Origin of the sequence: Microbacterium schleiferi (genome assembly GCF_020781975.1) — a bacterium.
Classification (GTDB): Bacteria; Actinomycetota; Actinomycetes; order Actinomycetales; family Microbacteriaceae; genus Microbacterium.
This window is the reverse complement of sequence record NZ_JAJGNI010000005.1, coordinates 13,872-29,186: the sequence shown is the minus strand read 5'-3', so window position 1 is coordinate 29,186 and position 15,315 is coordinate 13,872. Positions and strand designations below refer to the sequence as shown.

General features: G+C 66.7%; 15 protein-coding genes. 7 read left to right on the top strand and 8 right to left on the bottom strand.

Annotated elements, in window-relative coordinates; genetic code table 11:
- Nucleotides 1–43 precede the first annotated feature (43 nt).
- Genes LL236_RS07040 through LL236_RS07030 form a run of 3 tightly spaced genes read left to right on the top strand, consistent with a single transcriptional unit; the run spans nt 44 to nt 2,762 of the window.
- Nucleotides 44–1,837, top strand: coding sequence for a TIGR03767 family metallophosphoesterase (locus tag LL236_RS07040; RefSeq protein WP_228178058.1), 1,794 nt, complete (start codon nt 44–46; stop codon nt 1,835–1,837).
- Complete coding sequence (locus tag LL236_RS07035; RefSeq protein WP_228178057.1) at nt 1,834–2,184, top strand: hypothetical protein; 351 nt, start codon at nt 1,834–1,836, stop codon at nt 2,182–2,184. Before LL236_RS07040 ends, LL236_RS07035 begins: the two co-directional genes overlap by 4 nt.
- On the top strand, nt 2,181–2,762 hold the full coding sequence (locus tag LL236_RS07030; protein WP_228178056.1) for a hypothetical protein: 582 nt from the start codon (nt 2,181–2,183) through the stop codon (nt 2,760–2,762). Before LL236_RS07035 ends, LL236_RS07030 begins: the two co-directional genes overlap by 4 nt.
- A gap of 1 nt (nt 2,763) precedes the next feature.
- Here the strand turns inward: LL236_RS07030 and LL236_RS07025 are convergent, their stop codons facing one another.
- Nucleotides 2,764–3,294 (bottom strand): hypothetical protein, encoded by a 531-nt coding sequence (locus LL236_RS07025; protein ID WP_228178055.1) that lies wholly within the window; start codon nt 3,292–3,294, stop codon nt 2,764–2,766.
- Between the two features lie 56 nt (nt 3,295–3,350).
- On the opposite strand from LL236_RS07025, the gene LL236_RS07020 reads away from it, so the two are divergent.
- Nucleotides 3,351–5,045 carry an ABC1 kinase family protein gene (locus LL236_RS07020; RefSeq protein ID WP_228178054.1) on the top strand — a complete coding sequence of 565 codons (1,695 nt, stop codon included), beginning with the start codon at nt 3,351–3,353 and terminating at the stop codon, nt 5,043–5,045.
- A 43-nt stretch (nt 5,046–5,088) separates the two neighbouring features.
- Nucleotides 5,089–6,411: a flavin monoamine oxidase family protein gene (locus tag LL236_RS07015; protein WP_228178053.1), complete on the top strand. Its 1,323-nt coding sequence runs from the start codon at nt 5,089–5,091 to the stop codon at nt 6,409–6,411.
- A 15-nt stretch (nt 6,412–6,426) separates the two neighbouring features.
- Here the strand turns inward: LL236_RS07015 and LL236_RS07010 are convergent, their stop codons facing one another.
- From LL236_RS07010 to LL236_RS07000, 3 genes are all read right to left on the bottom strand, one after another.
- On the bottom strand, nt 6,427–6,768 hold the full coding sequence (locus tag LL236_RS07010) for a YciI family protein (RefSeq protein WP_228178052.1): 342 nt from the start codon (nt 6,766–6,768) through the stop codon (nt 6,427–6,429).
- Between the two features lie 60 nt (nt 6,769–6,828).
- Nucleotides 6,829–7,671, bottom strand: coding sequence for a sulfurtransferase (locus tag LL236_RS07005; RefSeq protein ID WP_228178051.1), 843 nt, complete (start codon nt 7,669–7,671; stop codon nt 6,829–6,831).
- Nucleotides 7,672–8,095: 424 nt separating this feature from the next.
- Nucleotides 8,096–8,722: a hypothetical protein gene (locus LL236_RS07000; protein WP_228178050.1), complete on the bottom strand. Its 627-nt coding sequence runs from the start codon at nt 8,720–8,722 to the stop codon at nt 8,096–8,098.
- 134 nt (nt 8,723–8,856) lie between these two features.
- On the opposite strand from LL236_RS07000, the gene LL236_RS06995 reads away from it, so the two are divergent.
- Nucleotides 8,857–9,036, top strand: a complete 180-nt coding sequence (locus LL236_RS06995) for an excisionase family DNA-binding protein (RefSeq protein WP_228178049.1) — start codon at nt 8,857–8,859, stop codon at nt 9,034–9,036.
- 9 nt (nt 9,037–9,045) lie between these two features.
- On the opposite strand, the gene rhuM is transcribed toward LL236_RS06995, so the two are convergent.
- The 4 genes from rhuM to cmtR all read right to left on the bottom strand — a co-directional run bounded on the left by rhuM (nt 9,046) and on the right by cmtR (nt 14,192).
- Nucleotides 9,046–9,975, bottom strand: coding sequence for a virulence protein RhuM/Fic/DOC family protein (rhuM, locus tag LL236_RS06990; RefSeq protein ID WP_228178048.1), 930 nt, complete (start codon nt 9,973–9,975; stop codon nt 9,046–9,048).
- Nucleotides 9,976–10,087: 112 nt separating this feature from the next.
- Complete coding sequence (locus tag LL236_RS06985) at nt 10,088–12,832, bottom strand: AAA family ATPase (RefSeq protein WP_228178047.1); 2,745 nt, start codon at nt 12,830–12,832, stop codon at nt 10,088–10,090.
- Nucleotides 12,833–13,083: 251 nt separating this feature from the next.
- The gene (locus LL236_RS06980) at nt 13,084–13,839 is read right to left on the bottom strand and encodes a cation transporter (RefSeq protein WP_228178046.1); all 756 of its coding nucleotides are present in this window, start codon (nt 13,837–13,839) and stop codon (nt 13,084–13,086) included.
- The gene (gene cmtR / locus LL236_RS06975) at nt 13,836–14,192 is read right to left on the bottom strand and encodes a Cd(II)/Pb(II)-sensing metalloregulatory transcriptional regulator CmtR (RefSeq protein ID WP_195691741.1); all 357 of its coding nucleotides are present in this window, start codon (nt 14,190–14,192) and stop codon (nt 13,836–13,838) included. The genes LL236_RS06980 and cmtR overlap by 4 nt, the downstream gene beginning before the upstream one ends.
- 109 nt (nt 14,193–14,301) lie before the next feature.
- On the opposite strand from cmtR, the gene LL236_RS06970 reads away from it, so the two are divergent.
- On the top strand, nt 14,302–14,607 hold the full coding sequence (locus tag LL236_RS06970) for a transposase (protein ID WP_228178045.1): 306 nt from the start codon (nt 14,302–14,304) through the stop codon (nt 14,605–14,607).
- Nucleotides 14,608–15,315: the final 708 nt, after the last annotated feature.

Below are 15,315 nucleotides of genomic sequence, written 5' to 3'. Positions count from 1 at the left end.
ATAAAGTCAGAGCATTGTCGCCTGACCCGAACGGACGGCATCGATGCCCGGACTGTCCCGCCGCCACTTCCTCACCGGCGTTGCAGCGCTCGCTGCCGCCACCGGACTGAACATCGACGTCCTCGGGCGCGGTCTTGTCGCCCGCGCACAGACGACAGCGCAGACCGCGGCACGCATCCCGACGACCCTGCAGCAGACGATTCTGCAGGGCAGTGTCATTCAGGGTTCGTACCGGGGACTGGTGACCGGACCCGGCGAGCCGTTTATCCCTCGTCTCGACATCCTGCGAGCGACGCCCTCGAGCGCACGCACGACGGCCCGACGTTCGCTGCTGTACCTCGGGCACCTCTCTGACCTCCACGTCATCGACGCGCAGTCCCCCGGCCGCATCGAACCCATGATCGTGCAAGACCACTCGGCGTGGGGCTCCGCGTTCCACCCGCAAGACCCCCTGAGCCCGCATGCGACAGCGGCGATGGTGCAGGCGTTTTCGGATGCCCGGTACAGCCCGCTCACGGGAGCCCCGATGAGCGCCGCGATCGTCACCGGCGACTCTGCCGACATGCACTCGCACATGGAGCTGCGGTGGTATATCGATCTCATGGACGGCCTGAGCGTCGACCCGGCGTACGCGAGTTCGACCTACCAGGGAGTGCAGGCTTGGGCCGAAGCCACCTGGGCGTACCGGCCCGGTGACCCAAGCGGCGGAGCCTTCGGCGACTACGGCTTCCCGACGCTTCCGGATCTGCTCTCGCAGGCGATCGCGAAGCCCGTGGACTCGGTCGGCCTGCCGGCCCCCTGGTACGCCGTCTACGGAAACCACGACACGCTGCTGCTCGGCACGTTCAATCTCAGCCCGCAGCTGCACGCCCTGGCGATCGGCGCCCAGAAGTCCTACGCCCTCGAGGGTACGGCGGGAATGGCCCTCGGCGGGTGGGCCGCTGCCACCGGCATCCTGCAGCAGGCAGTCGATGCGCTGGGGCTCGCGTGGGGTCGGCCCGGTTTCAAGGAGGTCGCCGCCAGCCCCGAGCGCTACCTGTTCGAACAGCGCGAGTTCATGGCCGAACACTTCAACACCCAGCCGACGCCCGGCCCCGTGGGCCACGGCTTCACCCAACACAACGTCGACTCGGGCGAGACCTGGTGGTCGGCCGACCTGTCACCGAACGTCCGTGGTTTCGGCCTCGACACGTGCAATCAGGTCGCGGGGCCCGACGGCGCGGTTCCCGAGGTGCAGTTCCGCTGGCTCGAAACGCAGCTGCAGCAGGCGCAGGCCGAGAACAAGCTCGTCCTGATCTTCAGCCACCACAACAGCCTCACGCTCGAGAACAAGGCGCAGCGCTTCGATGACCCGCAGAAGCTCTACGGCGCCGAGGAGTTCGTCGCGATGCTGCTGAAGTACCCCGTCGTGATCGGGTGGCTGAACGGCCATACCCATCTGAATCAGATCCTCGCCCACGCAGACGGCGAGCGCGGCTTCTGGGAGATCACGACGGCATCGTGCATCGACTTCCCGCAACAGCAACAGGTGGTCGAGATCGTCGACAACCGCGACGGCACCCTGTCGCTGTTCACGACGGTGCTCGATCACGCCTCCCCCGCGGTTCCCGGTTCCAGCGGCAGCGTCGCCGACCTCGCCTCACGCTCGCGCGAGTTCGCCTCCAACGACTGGGCAGAGAGCCCGATGATGCGTCGCGGCTCACCGCTGGATCGCAACACCGAACTGCTGCTGAAGGCCCCGTTCGATCTGTCGCGAATCACGGATGCCGCGCTCGAGAAACAGCATCTGACCGAGAACGCACGGATCCTGGCGTACGAGACGGAGCGTGGACTGTGAAGCGGCGACTGATCACGGCATCCGTGCTCGCGGCGAGCATGCTGGCGGTGGCCGGATGCTCGCAGGTCGAGGCCCTGGCGCCGGTCGGTGGAAATCACATGACCGAGATCCGGTACGCCGCTATCGACATCCTGCTCGCGAAGAACATCGACGTGCTGGTTGCGCCGGTGTGTGAGCAGGACGGCGAGGCGGTGTCGTGCACCGGTAAGACGGCAGACGGTCAGACGATCACGGTCGAATCCCCCGCCGATGCGACCGACACGGTTGTCGTGACGGTCGCAGACGAGACCGTCTACAGCGGGAAGTACTGGGACATCCTGGATGACGCCGTGCGAGGTGACCTGTGAGCACGTGGGTGCTGCTCGGGCGCACCTGGCGGGTGTGGGTGCCAGTCGTCGTGCTGAACACCGCGGTGCAAGCGCTGCTCGTGGTGCCGTTTGTCACGCCCGCGGCATCCGTCGTCTTCGTGCTGCTTGCGCTCGCTTCGCTCGCCGGAGTCGTGGCCAGCGTCGCGCTGGTTGCGGCCGCGTTCCGGTCTGCGCTCGGCGCCGGCAAGCGATGGCCGAGCTGGGGCGAATGGCTCGCGGTGCTGCTGCTCACGGTCGCCGTCTCAGCAAGCGCGCTGGTCGCCTCGTGGCTTGTGATCCCGGCGCTTACGGTCGCGGCCATCATGCTGCCTGCCGTTTTCGGGATTCCGCAACGCACCGCGTGGGGCTTCGGCCTCTTCGCACGCGCACCGCTGCGCGGCATCCTGTTGACCCTCATGACGGTCGCGCTGGTGGCGCTGCTGTGGTTCGCAGCGCTCATGTTCGGCTTCTTCGTCACGGGCTGGGTCGGCGCTGCGCTGACCTGGCTGGTCTTCGGCGTCGTCGGCGCGTTCATCCTCGCGACGTGGTTCGCCACCCCGCGCCGCGACCGAGCCTGAGCTAGCCGCCGAGGGATGCCTGCATCGGGCTGATGGAGAGATCGACCGCCCCGAACGGGAAGGGGAAGACGAATCCCCACGGGCCGTGGGGGTTCCAGTCGCGAATGGGGAGGAGCCCGAACCAGACGAGCGAGACGACCAGCGACACCGCCGTGATAGCCAGGATCACAATGGTTGCGCGGTCGAGGATGCGCAGCGCCGCCGGAACGGTCTGCGCTCGTCGGATGACGAGAGTGAGCGCGATGATGAAGGTGAGCACAACGGCGATGATGACTACCGGGCTCGGCCCCAGCGTCAACGTGATGCACTGCGGCACCACGTCAGTCGGATCGCCATTCGCGTCGATGTAGCCGCCGTCCGCGCCGACTCCGCCGACGCATGCGCCAGCGCTGCCTCGCGTGAAGGTCATGTAAGCGAGGAGAGCGAGAGCCGTCACCGTCGCGACACGGCGGATGGCCGCGACGATCTCAACACCGGGAAGCACTGATCCCGACGTGAGGGAGGTCGAGGTCTCAGCATCCGTATCGGTCATGGCCCCACCGTAGCCCGGGTGACCCCGGATGCCGTAAGACACGGAAGAATCGGACCGTGAGTTCGTCGCTGTTCGCGCCACCCCGATTCTCGGACCTCGCTGCCGCCGCGGCGGGCGAGAAGCCCCTGACCTGGCGACAGCGTCGCGCCCGGTTCCGGCAGATCTGGGGTCTGGCCAGGCGCCACGGCCTCCTCCCCTTCCGCAAGCTCGACTTCAGCTACGACCCGGCGACAGCGGATCTCCGTGCGCGCCAGGCACGAGGGCTTCGCGAAGCGCTCGAAGAAGCAGGTGGCGGCTTCATCAAGGCCGGACAGCTCCTCTCGACACGCGACGACATCCTGCCGGCCGAATGGGTTCGCGAGCTCTCGCGCCTGCAGAAGGAAGTCAACCCCGCGCCGGCCGCACAGATCGAAGAACTCCTCGAGCGCGAACTCGGCGAGCGTCGCGGCCGCTTCGCAACCTTCGACGTGGAGCCGCTGGCTGCCGCATCCATCGCCCAGGTCCACCGGGCGACGCTGGATGACGGCACCGTCGTGGCCGTGAAGGTGCAGCGCCCCGGCATCCGTGCCCTGCTGGACTGCGATATCGACATCATGCTGCGGCTTGCCGGCTGGGCGACCCGTCGCATCAAGCAGGCCCGCCAGTTCGGCGCGCTCGACATCGCCAAGCAATACGCCCAGGATCTGCGCAATCAGGCCGATTTTGCGCGTGAGGCAAGCAACCTCGAGAGCCTCGCCCAGTCGGCGCGGTCGGCTCGTGACGAGGTGCGCATCCCGCGGTTCTTCCCCGATCTGTCCACCGACCGCGTCCTCACGATGGAGTTCATCGACGGCGAGACGATCACGGCGCTGCGGCGCGAGGGGCAGAGCGACGAGATCGAGGATGCCCTGCGCACCGTTCTGCGCAGCTTCTTGCGCCAGCTCGTGATCGACGGGGTCTTTCACGCCGACCTGCATCCGGGCAACGTCATCATCGACCCAGAGGGCACGCCGGCGCTCATCGACTTCGGGTCGGTCGGGCGCCTGGACCGGGATCTGCGGCAAACGGTGCAGGACCTCGCGATCGCGTTCCTGCAGGGCGATACCCGCCGGGTGGCGGATGCCGCGCTGGCGATCATGCCGCTGGCAAACCCCGCCGATGAGCCCGGGTTCCGGCGTGCGCTCGCGGAGTTCGTCACCCACGATCTTGGCAGCGGCTCCCGCATCACCCTCCGAACCATCGACAACGCCAGCGACCTGTTCACCCGCTATGGCAGCGCCCTCCCCGCAGACCTCGTCGCCGCCGGCCGCGCTTTCGCGATCCTCGAGGGGACCCTGCGCACTGCGGCACCGACGATGGATGTCATCGGCGAGTCCCGCGACGCAGCGCAGGCGCTCATCCTCTCCCAATTGCGGCCGCGCGCCCTCGCGGGGGCGATCGGCCGGTCCGCGCTCGGCGCATTCCCGCGCCTCCGGCGACTCCCCGATCGGATCGAGACCATCGTCGGCGATCTTGCCGACGGCAAACTCACCGTCAAGATCCGCCTCTTCGCCGACGATCGGGATCGCCGGGTCGTCACGGGCGTCATCCGTCGCGTCTCGACCGTGATCCTCGGCGGGATGCTGACTGTCGCATCGTTCGTCATGTTCGTGCTCCCGCCGTTCGAGGGAGGATCGCTCTCCCCCGTCGCCGCCGGGGTCGCACTGGCTGTCGGAGCTGCCGCGTCTTTTGTGACGGCGGCGGTCGATGCGCTGCTGGGGCGCCGCCCCTGACATCCTGCTGCCCGCGAGCATCCGGACAGTGCAGAATCAGGGCATGGAACGCTTCGACACTGTTGTCATCGGCGCCGGGATTGCGGGGCTCACCGCCGCACGGCTGCTCGCTGCGGCGGGCCGCACCGTCGTCATCCTCGAGGCCCGGGACCGCGTCGGCGGACGCGTGCAGACCGATCGCACGGATGGTGAGGTGACCGATCTCGGCGCCTCCTGGATCCACGGCATCACCGACAGCCCCGTCGCCGCGGCGGCCGAGGCGTTTGGGATGCGCACGGTGGAGTTCACCGTCGGTGGCTACCAGCCCGACAGCCGGCCGATCGCCTACTACGGCCCGGACGGCGTGCGACTCTCGGATGCTGAGGCCCGCGCGTTTGCGGACGACGTGCACACGGTCGATGCGGCATTGCTCGCGGTGATCGCGGCATCCGCCCCTGAGGCTTCGTACCGGGATGTCACCGAGCAGGCACTGGCCGATCAGGGCTGGGACGCCGAGCGCACCCAGCGGGTGCGCGAGTATCTCGAGCACCGCGCCGAGGAGCAGTACGGCGCCTGGATCGAGGACCTCGCCGCCCACGGCCTCGACGACGACGCGATCGAGGGAGATGAGGTCGTGTTTCCGGACGGGTACGACGTGCTCGCGACGCGGCTGGCCGACGGGTTCGACATCCATCTCCAGCACGTTGTCACGAGCGTCGACTGGTCGGATGACGGCGTCGTCGTCTCAACCGATCGAGGCGTGTTCGAAGGCGAGACCGCGGTAGTCACGGTGCCGGTCGGTGTGCTGCGGTCGGACGAGTTCGTCATCCGCCCCCCGCTGCCCGAGCCGGTCGCGGGCGCACTCTCGCGCCTGACGATGAACGCGTTCGACAAGGTGTTCCTGCGCTTCCCCACGAAGTTCTGGGACGAGGGCGTGTACGCCATCCGTCAGCAGGGCCCCGAGAGCCGGGCCTGGCACTCCTGGTACGACCTGACAGCGTTGCACGGCACGCCGACGCTGCTGACGTTCGCCGCCGGCCCCACGGCCCGCGAGGTCGCCGGGTGGGATGCCGAGCGCATCGTCGCCAACATCCTCACGCAGCTTCGCCGGCTCTACGGCGATCGCGTCGTCGAACCGACGAGCGTTGCGATCACGTCTTGGCACGACGACCCGTTCGCCCGCGGCTCCTACGCGTACATGACGCTCGGGTCGACGACCGCCGACCACGACGACCTTGCAACGCCGATCGGCGGCGTGCTGCACCTGGCTGGTGAGGCGACCTGGACCGACGATCCCGCAACGGTGCCCGCAGCGATGTTCTCTGGCCATCGCGCCGCCGAGCGGATCGCAGGTCACGACATCCCGATCGACACGCTCTGGCGCTGACGCGGAAGCCGGCCCTCAGGACTCGGGGTCGTACTGGAACTCGCGCACTTCCTGCGGGCAGCGGCACGCGACCGCGATCTTCGCCGCCCACTCGTACGCCTCGGCCGCCGTCGGCACCTCGATAATCGTGTAGCCACCGAACAGGTCACCGGTGCTTGGATAGGTACCCTCAGTCACGACGCCCTCGCCGTCGACGGTCACCGGCGCGATGCTCTCGTTGACACCGCCACCGAAGACGTACACTCCAGCAGCCTTGGCCTCACGGATCACGGCGTGCGCGGCTTCCCCCACGGCTTCCCACTCGTCATCGGGAACCACCATGGCCGAACTCGGGAACGAGATCATGAACTTCGTCATGCGAGCAGTGTGGCACCGGGCGTGATCGCGATCCAGCCCCTTCGCTGCCGCGTCTGCTCCTCAGGCGCCCGGCTCGGCGCCCGTCGCGACCGGGCGGCCCGCCGTATTGGACCACTGGCTCCAAGATCCGGGATAGACAGCCACATCCAGGCCTGCCGCCGCACCGGCAAGCGCCGTGTGCGCCGCCGTGAGGCCCGACCCGCAATACGCAGCGACCGATGTGAGGTCGCTAACTCCGACACTCTCGAAAGCTGCGCGAATCGTCGCGGGTGGCGCGAAGCTCGCACCATCGAGCACCGCGTCTGCGGGCAGATTCACCGCGCCGGGGATGTGCCCGGCAACGGGATCGAACGGCTCAGATTCTCCGCGGTAGCGCTCCGGCGCACGCGCGTCGAGCAGTACTCCGCGCTGCGGCCAGGCTGCAGCCTCATCGATCGAGATGCCCTCTTCCACACCGTCGAACAAGATCGATCCTGGTTCGGGTGAAACGTCGCCAGTCTCGAGCGGGAGTCCAGTCGCCCGCCACGCCGACAGGCCGCCGTCGAGAACACGGATGTCGCTGACGCCGGCGCCGCGGAGCAGCCACCAGGCGCGCGCCGCGGACACCGAACGGAAGTCGTCATAGACGACCACCGCGTCTCCCGCGTGCAGACCCCAGCGGCGGGCGGCATCCTGCAGCGTCGCGCGAGATGGGAGCGGGTGCCGCCCCTCCGAGGGCGCACCGTGCGTGGCAAGTTCGGTGTCCATGTCGACGTATACGGCACCCGGGAGGTGCCCCGCGCGGTAGTCGTCCCGACCGTCTGGCTTGTCGAGACGGTAGCGCACGTCAAGAAGCCGGATGCCGGGCCCCGCCTCGAGAAGATCGTGAAGTTCGTGGGCCGAGATGAGCGGGGAGCTAGGCATAGCAGGATCCTCGCATGCGCGCGAAAACGAAGAGCCTCCCGGACCAGCGCAATCGCACGGCCCAGGAGGCTCACTCCGACAGTGTGACAGCGGCTTCGGCATCCATCTTCTGTGTGCCGTGGTGGAGATGGGGGGAATCGAAAGAGGCTTTGGGCATGTGAACGACCCGCATTCGACGCCGAAAACCGCGGAATCCTGCCGCTGTCGAGGGCATGCGCCGACAGGAACATGCAAGAAGAATCGCCCACATTCACGGCAAATGCGGGCGATATGTGGGCGATCCGACGGAGGAGATTCTCAACATCGAATCTGTGGAGATCGGGGAGTCAACCGGGCCGCAAACGCCGCCGCGTGGCTGTTCCTCGCTCAGTCAAGGCTACGCCGCTCACGCTCGTGGATCCAGCAGGTCGCCGCGACGCAGAGGTCACATGCCCATCGAGGGGCCAGAGGAACGCGAGGGACTCGAGCCCGGCACGCGGTGGGGTCCCGTCATCCGTCGCTGCTCGTCCTGCTGCATGCGGTTGTAGGTCTCACGGGTGATCAGATCTGCAGCCAGCCCCTGCTGGCGCGCCCGAGCCATCATCCGGGTCGCAGTGCTGACGCTCACGTTGAGGTAGTCCGAGACGAACTTGAGCGGAGCGAGATTGATGGTGGATGCAATCCGGTAGAGGACGATCGCCTGGTCGCGAGCTTCGGTCGGCGTGCGATCGCTGTGTGCTCTCACGTCTGCGAGATAGGACGACAGCGGTTGGAACTCGCCGCCCTCTCGTGCGACCGTGACAATCCGGAACGCGGATGCCGCGACGAGCCACTGGACCCGCGCTTCGCGCAGCACCTGCGCCGTGACCTCATCGCCCTCGCCGACGCGGTCGACACGAACTGTCGCGGCTACCGCGCGACGCAGGGCGTCGTCATATTCGCCGTGGAGTCGGATGGCGCCAGGCACGCCGGGCTCACCCGTCACGATGACGTCCCAGGCAGTCGGGATGCTGATGCCATCGCCCACCTCGACTCTCTCGGGCGCGATCGACTCGACGACAAGTTCGGTCATGCGGCGAGTCTGCCATGCACAATTCTGGAGGGCAATGCGTGACGTGAAGAATTCATGTCGCGCATTGCTCAGTTTGGGTGTACGGTGTGCGCAAGTGCTGTCACACACTGCGCACAACCATGGGAGATGGAACGATGAACCAGACATCGACGTCGCTCGCGTTGACGATGAAGGCTGCTGCAGAACTCGTCGGCGTGGACTACCCCACGATCAAGCTCGGCATCGACAGCGGGACGATCCCGACTGTCCAGCTGGGTCCCCGACGGATGATCCCGAGAGCCGCGCTGCTGCGGATCTTCGGCGTCGAGCCCTGACTACTTGGGTCAGCCTTCGCCGGCGAGCATACTCACCAGAAGGGCGATCATCAGTTCCTTCTCTTTCGGGTCGCTCATCGCGACCATGAGCGTGATCGCTGCCAGCGCGTTGTTGGAGATCCGCGCCACGCCGCGCGCGTCGTCGAGCACCTGGTTGCGGGCAAGGAAGTGCACGAACAGCGCCGCCGCGCTGCGCTTGTTCCCGTCGGTGAGCGGGTGGTCCTTCACGACGAGGTAGAGCAGATTCGCCGCCTTCTCCTGCACCGTCGGGTATAGGTCCACTCCCCCGAATCCCTGATAGATCGTCGCCACCACACCGCGCAACGCGTCGCCCCGTTCGCCGCCGAACAGCGCGTCGGCCGGAAACTCCGCCCCGACTTCGTCGATCACCGCCCGCGCCTCGTCATAGGTCAGCGTCCAGGTCGGCACATCGCCGTCAACAACGGGTATCTCGCCCTCGTCGTAGTCGCGGAGCGCGCGCAGGCTCGGCAGGTAACGCGCGACGACTTCTGCGACGCCAGCAACAAGCTGGTCCGTCGAGCGTGACAGCACCTTCACAAGCGAGTCGAGCTCCAGGAGCCGGCGCTCGTTGGTCGCGATTCCCTTCAGCATGTACCGCTTGAGCACATCGGTCGACCAGCGACGAAACTCGACAGCTCGCGCCGAGTTCGCCCGGTACCCGACGGCCAGCACCACGTCGAGGCTGTACAGCGTCACGGGACGGTCGGAGGAAGCAATTTGCACTTTCTGCAAATTGCTTTCGGCATCGACCTCGGCATCGCGGATGATGTTGCTGATGTGACGTGAGACGCTCGATCGCGCGATCCCGAACAGCTGCTCGATATCGGCCTGCGAAGCCCACACGGTCTCGCCCTCCGTGCGCAGCTCGAGGGACACCACACCATCCGTGGACTCGAAGATCTCGATCGCCGACCTCATTCGCCTAGTTCACCACGAGCGGCCGACAACGCAGAACGATCGCACCGGGTCTGTCGCTCCGACATCTGACGCCCCGTGGTCGGCGTCAGCGCGACAATCAGGACCAGCACCGTCAGATCGACATCCCGCGCCCCGCGCTCGGCGCAACGTGAGGCCCGCGCGCGAAGGCATCGTGTCGATCTCGAACCTGCGCAGCCCGTTGCATCTCTGCCCGGGCTGCACGCACGGCATCCTGCATCGTCAACTCCGTGCTGCCGCGCAGCATGCAAGTCGCGACGTTCGCGCGCGCGGCGCGGCCGGTGTGTGCGACAGCGACCACCTCGTTGTGCTCGCGTCCACGGGTAAGGCCGACGTAGAGGCCGGCGGCGTCCACGTCAGGGCCGACGATCGAAGCATCCACCGTCTCGCCCTGTATGCCGTGCACGGTCGACGCGTACGCGAGTTGCACGTGCTCGAACGCGTAGTCGCGTGTGACCTTGCGCACATCCCCGCTGTCGTTGACGGATCGCAGCAGCAGCGAGTCTTCGGCGATCTTGCTGACGACCCAGGTGGCGCGATTCTCCACCCCCACACGACGATCGTTGCGGCGCGTCTGAACGGTGTCGCCGACGAGGATGCGCTGCTCCCCCATGCCCCACGCGAGAACGGTCGGGTCCAGTTCCCCGCGATCGACCCGCCGCTGCTGGATCTCGTCGTTGAGTGCGCCGGCGTCGCTATTGGCGCCGGTGACGAGCGCGACACGCTTGCCGCGCGCCTGCCATGCGAAGTAGGCGTCGATCATGTGCCGATGGGCATCCTCCGCATGGTCGACTCGTGTCAGGTGCCCGCGTTCGTCCAGTCGGCTCGCGATACGCGCCGCGTGCTCGGCATCGTCGGGATGCCGCAGCTCGAGCGTGAGGGCCGCGTACTCGGCATCCGCGAATCGGTGCACCGCGTCCAGCTCGACCGCGGCGCAAGCGTGCCGGACGGCGGCAGCCATGGCACCCACGTGTCCGACGGGGAGGGCTTGATAAGGGTCGCCGACCATGGCGACGCCGACACCGCGCTCGTGGGCGAGTTCTGCGAGCGCGTTCGCGACCTGCAGGTCGACCATGCCGGCCTCGTCGACGACAATGCGGTCCCGCGCGCGCAGGACGAAGCTCGTCGGGCCGTCGTAGATCGCTCCGGTAGCAGCATCCACGTCGCCGATCGACAGTCGATGCCAGGTTGTGGCACCCGCGGCATCCGTGCCCCACCGGAATCCGTGATCCGCGAGGAGCGCGTGGATGCTGGTTGCGGCCGCGCCGACCTCGCGCGCTGCAACCGAAGCCGCCTTGCGCGTGGGCGCGACGATGAGCATGCGTCGGCGTTGCGCGCTCAGCGCGCGAAAGACGACCCGCAGCATGGTCGTCTTGCCTGCACCGGCCGGCCCGGTGACGGCGACCAGGCCGTCGCTTCCGGCGATCGCGGCTGCGGCGACGAATTGCGCCGAGTCCAGTTGGCCGCACTCCCCACCGGCCTGCTTTCGCAGTTCGGTGGGGAGGAGGGAGCGTCCGGGCGTTGCGATTCGGTCGAGCCGGTGCGAGAGGAAGATCTTCGACCTCATCGTTTCGGTCGCCATGAAGACCTTGACGTGCGCGGGGGCGTCGGCCCCGCCTCCGAGGTCGACCGACTCGCGCAGCGCTCGTGCGGTGACGTCGTCGATCACCTGATCGAGGTCGGCACGCGCGGCGACGATTCCACTGCGTGAGAGCGCGCGGATGGCGCCGGCGCGCACGTCGAAAGCACTGAATCGCCCACTGGAGCCCACAGAGCGCCCGTCCGCGTCGACGATCGCCATCGCCGCGAGCAGGTCACGATCGAGCACCGCAGGATCGACGTGATCGAGTTCGACCGTGGCGCGCTCCTGGCGCAGGGTCTGATCGATCTCGGCGATCTCGTCGCGCACGACTGCTTCCCACGAGCCTTCATCGAGGCCCTGGGGCTTGTTCGGCCTCGACACCGCCCACGCGCGCCGATCGATCTGCGTCAGCGCGTCCATGCTGGGCGCGGACCCGCCGTGAGCAGACGTCCATTCAGCGATCAGGCGTGCACGGTTGGCTTCGATCTGCGCGGACCGACGAGACAGCGGGCGCACGGTAGCGGCCAGCTCAGCGATCTCGCCGTCGATCCCGATCGTGTAGCCGTGGCGGGCCAGCGCTGCGATCCACTCAGGATCGGTGCGCGCAGCAAGCTCACCTTCGGCATTCACAACGGTGTGCAGCTTCATCGCGACTCGGGAGTCGACGTTCGACCACCTGCCGTCGGCGCCGAGCACCTTCACGTTGAGCCACAGATGACGATGGATGTGCGGGTCAAGCGCGCGCGAACGGCGGTGCTGCAACTCGACAACCTCGAGCCGGGTGCTGTCTTCGCGGATGAGCCCGTTGTGTCCACGTCGGGCATTGAGTTGCCGCTGCCAGGTGAGGAGCACTTGGTCTCTCAGCCGGTCCTGCAGCGCTTCGAACTCTCGTGCGAGCCCAGGATGCAGAAGCGCGGCGATGCTGTAGGACTTCGGGTGATTGATCGTCCCGTCGAGCACCAAGTCAGCGTCGGGACTCAACCGCTGACGGCCTCGTTCCTCCCCCGTGATCGGATCGTGGCCGGTCAGCCATACGCGGAGTCCACCGGCGGTCAACTCGTCGCTCGAGATGGCACCGTTCTCCACGATGAATCTCGATACGGTCGCACCTGAGACATCGCTGTAGTTCTCGAGCGCTTCGACACCGTAAAGGTGCGGGAGGTGAGCATCGCAGGTGCCCTCCATCGCGTACGCGATCGCGTGGCGGACCCCGCGCGAATTAGCACCCCGTTTCCAACGCTCCAGGCCACCTCTCATGGCGCCAGGGTACGACCGGTTTTCTCGATTATCCAGGGATTTTTCCGAAGTGTAGCCAAGTGGCGGCGGATGCAGATTTGTGCATGCGGACCGGCCGCGGTCATCCCGTGATGCCTGCGTGCATCGTCATTCGCCAGGTGATCAGTTCGATGCTCGTCTTCGCCGTTCGGTCACCTCGTCGCGGCACTGCGTCGCGATGTGTCGGAGCCCCCTGTCTCGCAGCGGCGAGTCCGTTCGGAAGCCTAGAGCGATCATCTCGCGGTCGCGTTTCGGTAGCTCGGCAGCGGGGAGGCCCACTCATTGCTCCAGCGAGGTGCCCGCAGTCGCCCGGAGCAGGGCGGGCACTCCATCGGCCGGGCAATAGCAACGCGGCACTGGGACGACGCGGATTCGAACGGTGATTCGATGTCGCCGCGCCAGGCCTCGATTCCCTCGCGCATCGCGAGCGCAGCGATGATCAGTGCGGCGATCGAGTCGGCCCACGTCCAGCCGAAGAGCGAGTTCAGCAGCAGGCCGATCAGCACGGTGCCGGACAGGTAGATGCACAGCAGCAGTTGCTTGGCGTCTGCCTGGACGCTCTTGGACCCGAGTTCGCGGCCGGTCCGGAATTGGAACCACGCGAGTGCGGGCATGACGACAAGGCTCGCGACCGCGATACCGATGCCAAGCGGGCTGTGCTCAACCGGTTCGACGCCGGCGAGGGCGATGATCGCGTCGACGGTGACGTACACGGCAAGCGCGAAGAACGCGATGCCGATCGCCCGGACGGTCGGCTTCTCCCACCGTTCGGGATTCTTCCGGGTGAACTGCCATGCCACCGCCACGGCCGAGAGGACCTCGATGAATGAGTCCAGACCGAACCCGATCAGCGCAGCCGACGACGCGGCCGCACCCGCAGCGACCGCGATAATGCCCTCGAGGATGTTGTAGGTGATCGTGAACGCGACGATCAGTCGCACCCGCCGGTGCAGCGTCACGCGGCGATCAGCCGTGATCGCCGCGCTCATTGGACATCCTGCACACAGCAGCCAGGAACGGTACAGGCCGGGTCGATACACGGTGCGCTCTCGTCCACCGCGAGCGTCACTTCGAGCAACGAGGTCAGCGCGTGGGAAAGATGCGGATCGGCGATCTCGTACCGGGTCTGCCGGCCCTCAGGCTCGGCGACCACGATGCCACAGTCACGCAAACACGCCAGGTGGTTGGACACATTTGACCGGGTCAGCTCAAGCTCCCGCGCAAGCACAGCCGTGTAGCTTGGCCCATTCAGCAGAGTCATCAGGATCCGTGAACGCGTCGGGTCCGCCATGGCCCTGCCGAGCCGGTTCATCACATCCACTCGCGTGGCAATAGTCAGCACGCGATGACTATACAGTTTGTGCTGACCTATCACGTAGTCGCACTTCAGCCGGCTGGCAGAGTGAATCGGCTGCACTTTCGTTCCGTTCTTCAAGCAAGGATGGAACTCGATGAACAGGAAGTACTCGCCGGAGATGCGTGAGCGTGCGTTGCGGGTGTTCGCCGAGGCGCGGCCGGAGCACCCGAACATGATGAGCGCGGTCCGTCATGTCGCCGGTCTGCTCGGGATGAGCCCGGAGACGCTGCGCCTCTGGCGGCGCCGCTACGAGGTCGACGCCTGCACCAAGCCAGGCGTCTCGACCGACGCCGCTCAACGGATCAAGCAGCTGGAGAAGGAAGTCTCGGAGTTGCGGAAGGCGAACGAGATCCTCAAGGCTGCGAGCGTGTTTTTCGCGAAGGAGCTCGACCGCCCCTGACCGAGATGATCCGGTTCATCGACGAGTACCGGGATCGCTTCGGGTCGAGCTCATCTGCCGTGTCCTGCGACCGGCAGTGCAGGGCTTCCTCACCTCCCGCGGCTACCGCGCGGCGCGAAAGACCGCGCCCCGTCGGCCCGACAGCTGAAGGACGAACTGCTGGTGCCGGAGGTCGCGAGGCTGCATGCGGAGAACTACGGCGTCTATGGGCGCCGTTCACCACGCGGTCCGACAAGACGACGCCGCTGCCGAGTGATCTCGTGAACCGAGGGTCCAGACACCTCCGTCTCCAGCTCTTCCCAACTCTTCCCAAGCGGCCGCTGGAACAGCAAGAACTGCGGAATCTCGCGGGAGAGCTCCCGATTGAGAAGCGCGATCCCTTCGTCTTTGAAATCTCAAACGGCCAGATTAGCGCTAGTTTCCGTCGTCGAGCGTGACCGAGCAATGCTCTGAAATGTCGGAAAGGGCTTTCATGGCGGAGACGGAGGGATTTGAACTCTGAAGGTTCGACATTTCCAACATTTCGACGGCCACAGTCCCGCATGATTCCGCGGAATCACTGCATTCCACGCTGTGCTCAGTGACGGTCGTTTGCGGTCGATTCTTCCCAAACGTTTCCCACGTGCCGGAGCCGTTCGGGCGAGCGATCCCGGGGATGTGCGGCCAGGCTACCACCCGCGTCGATCACGTCTCCGGCCACTCAGTGTT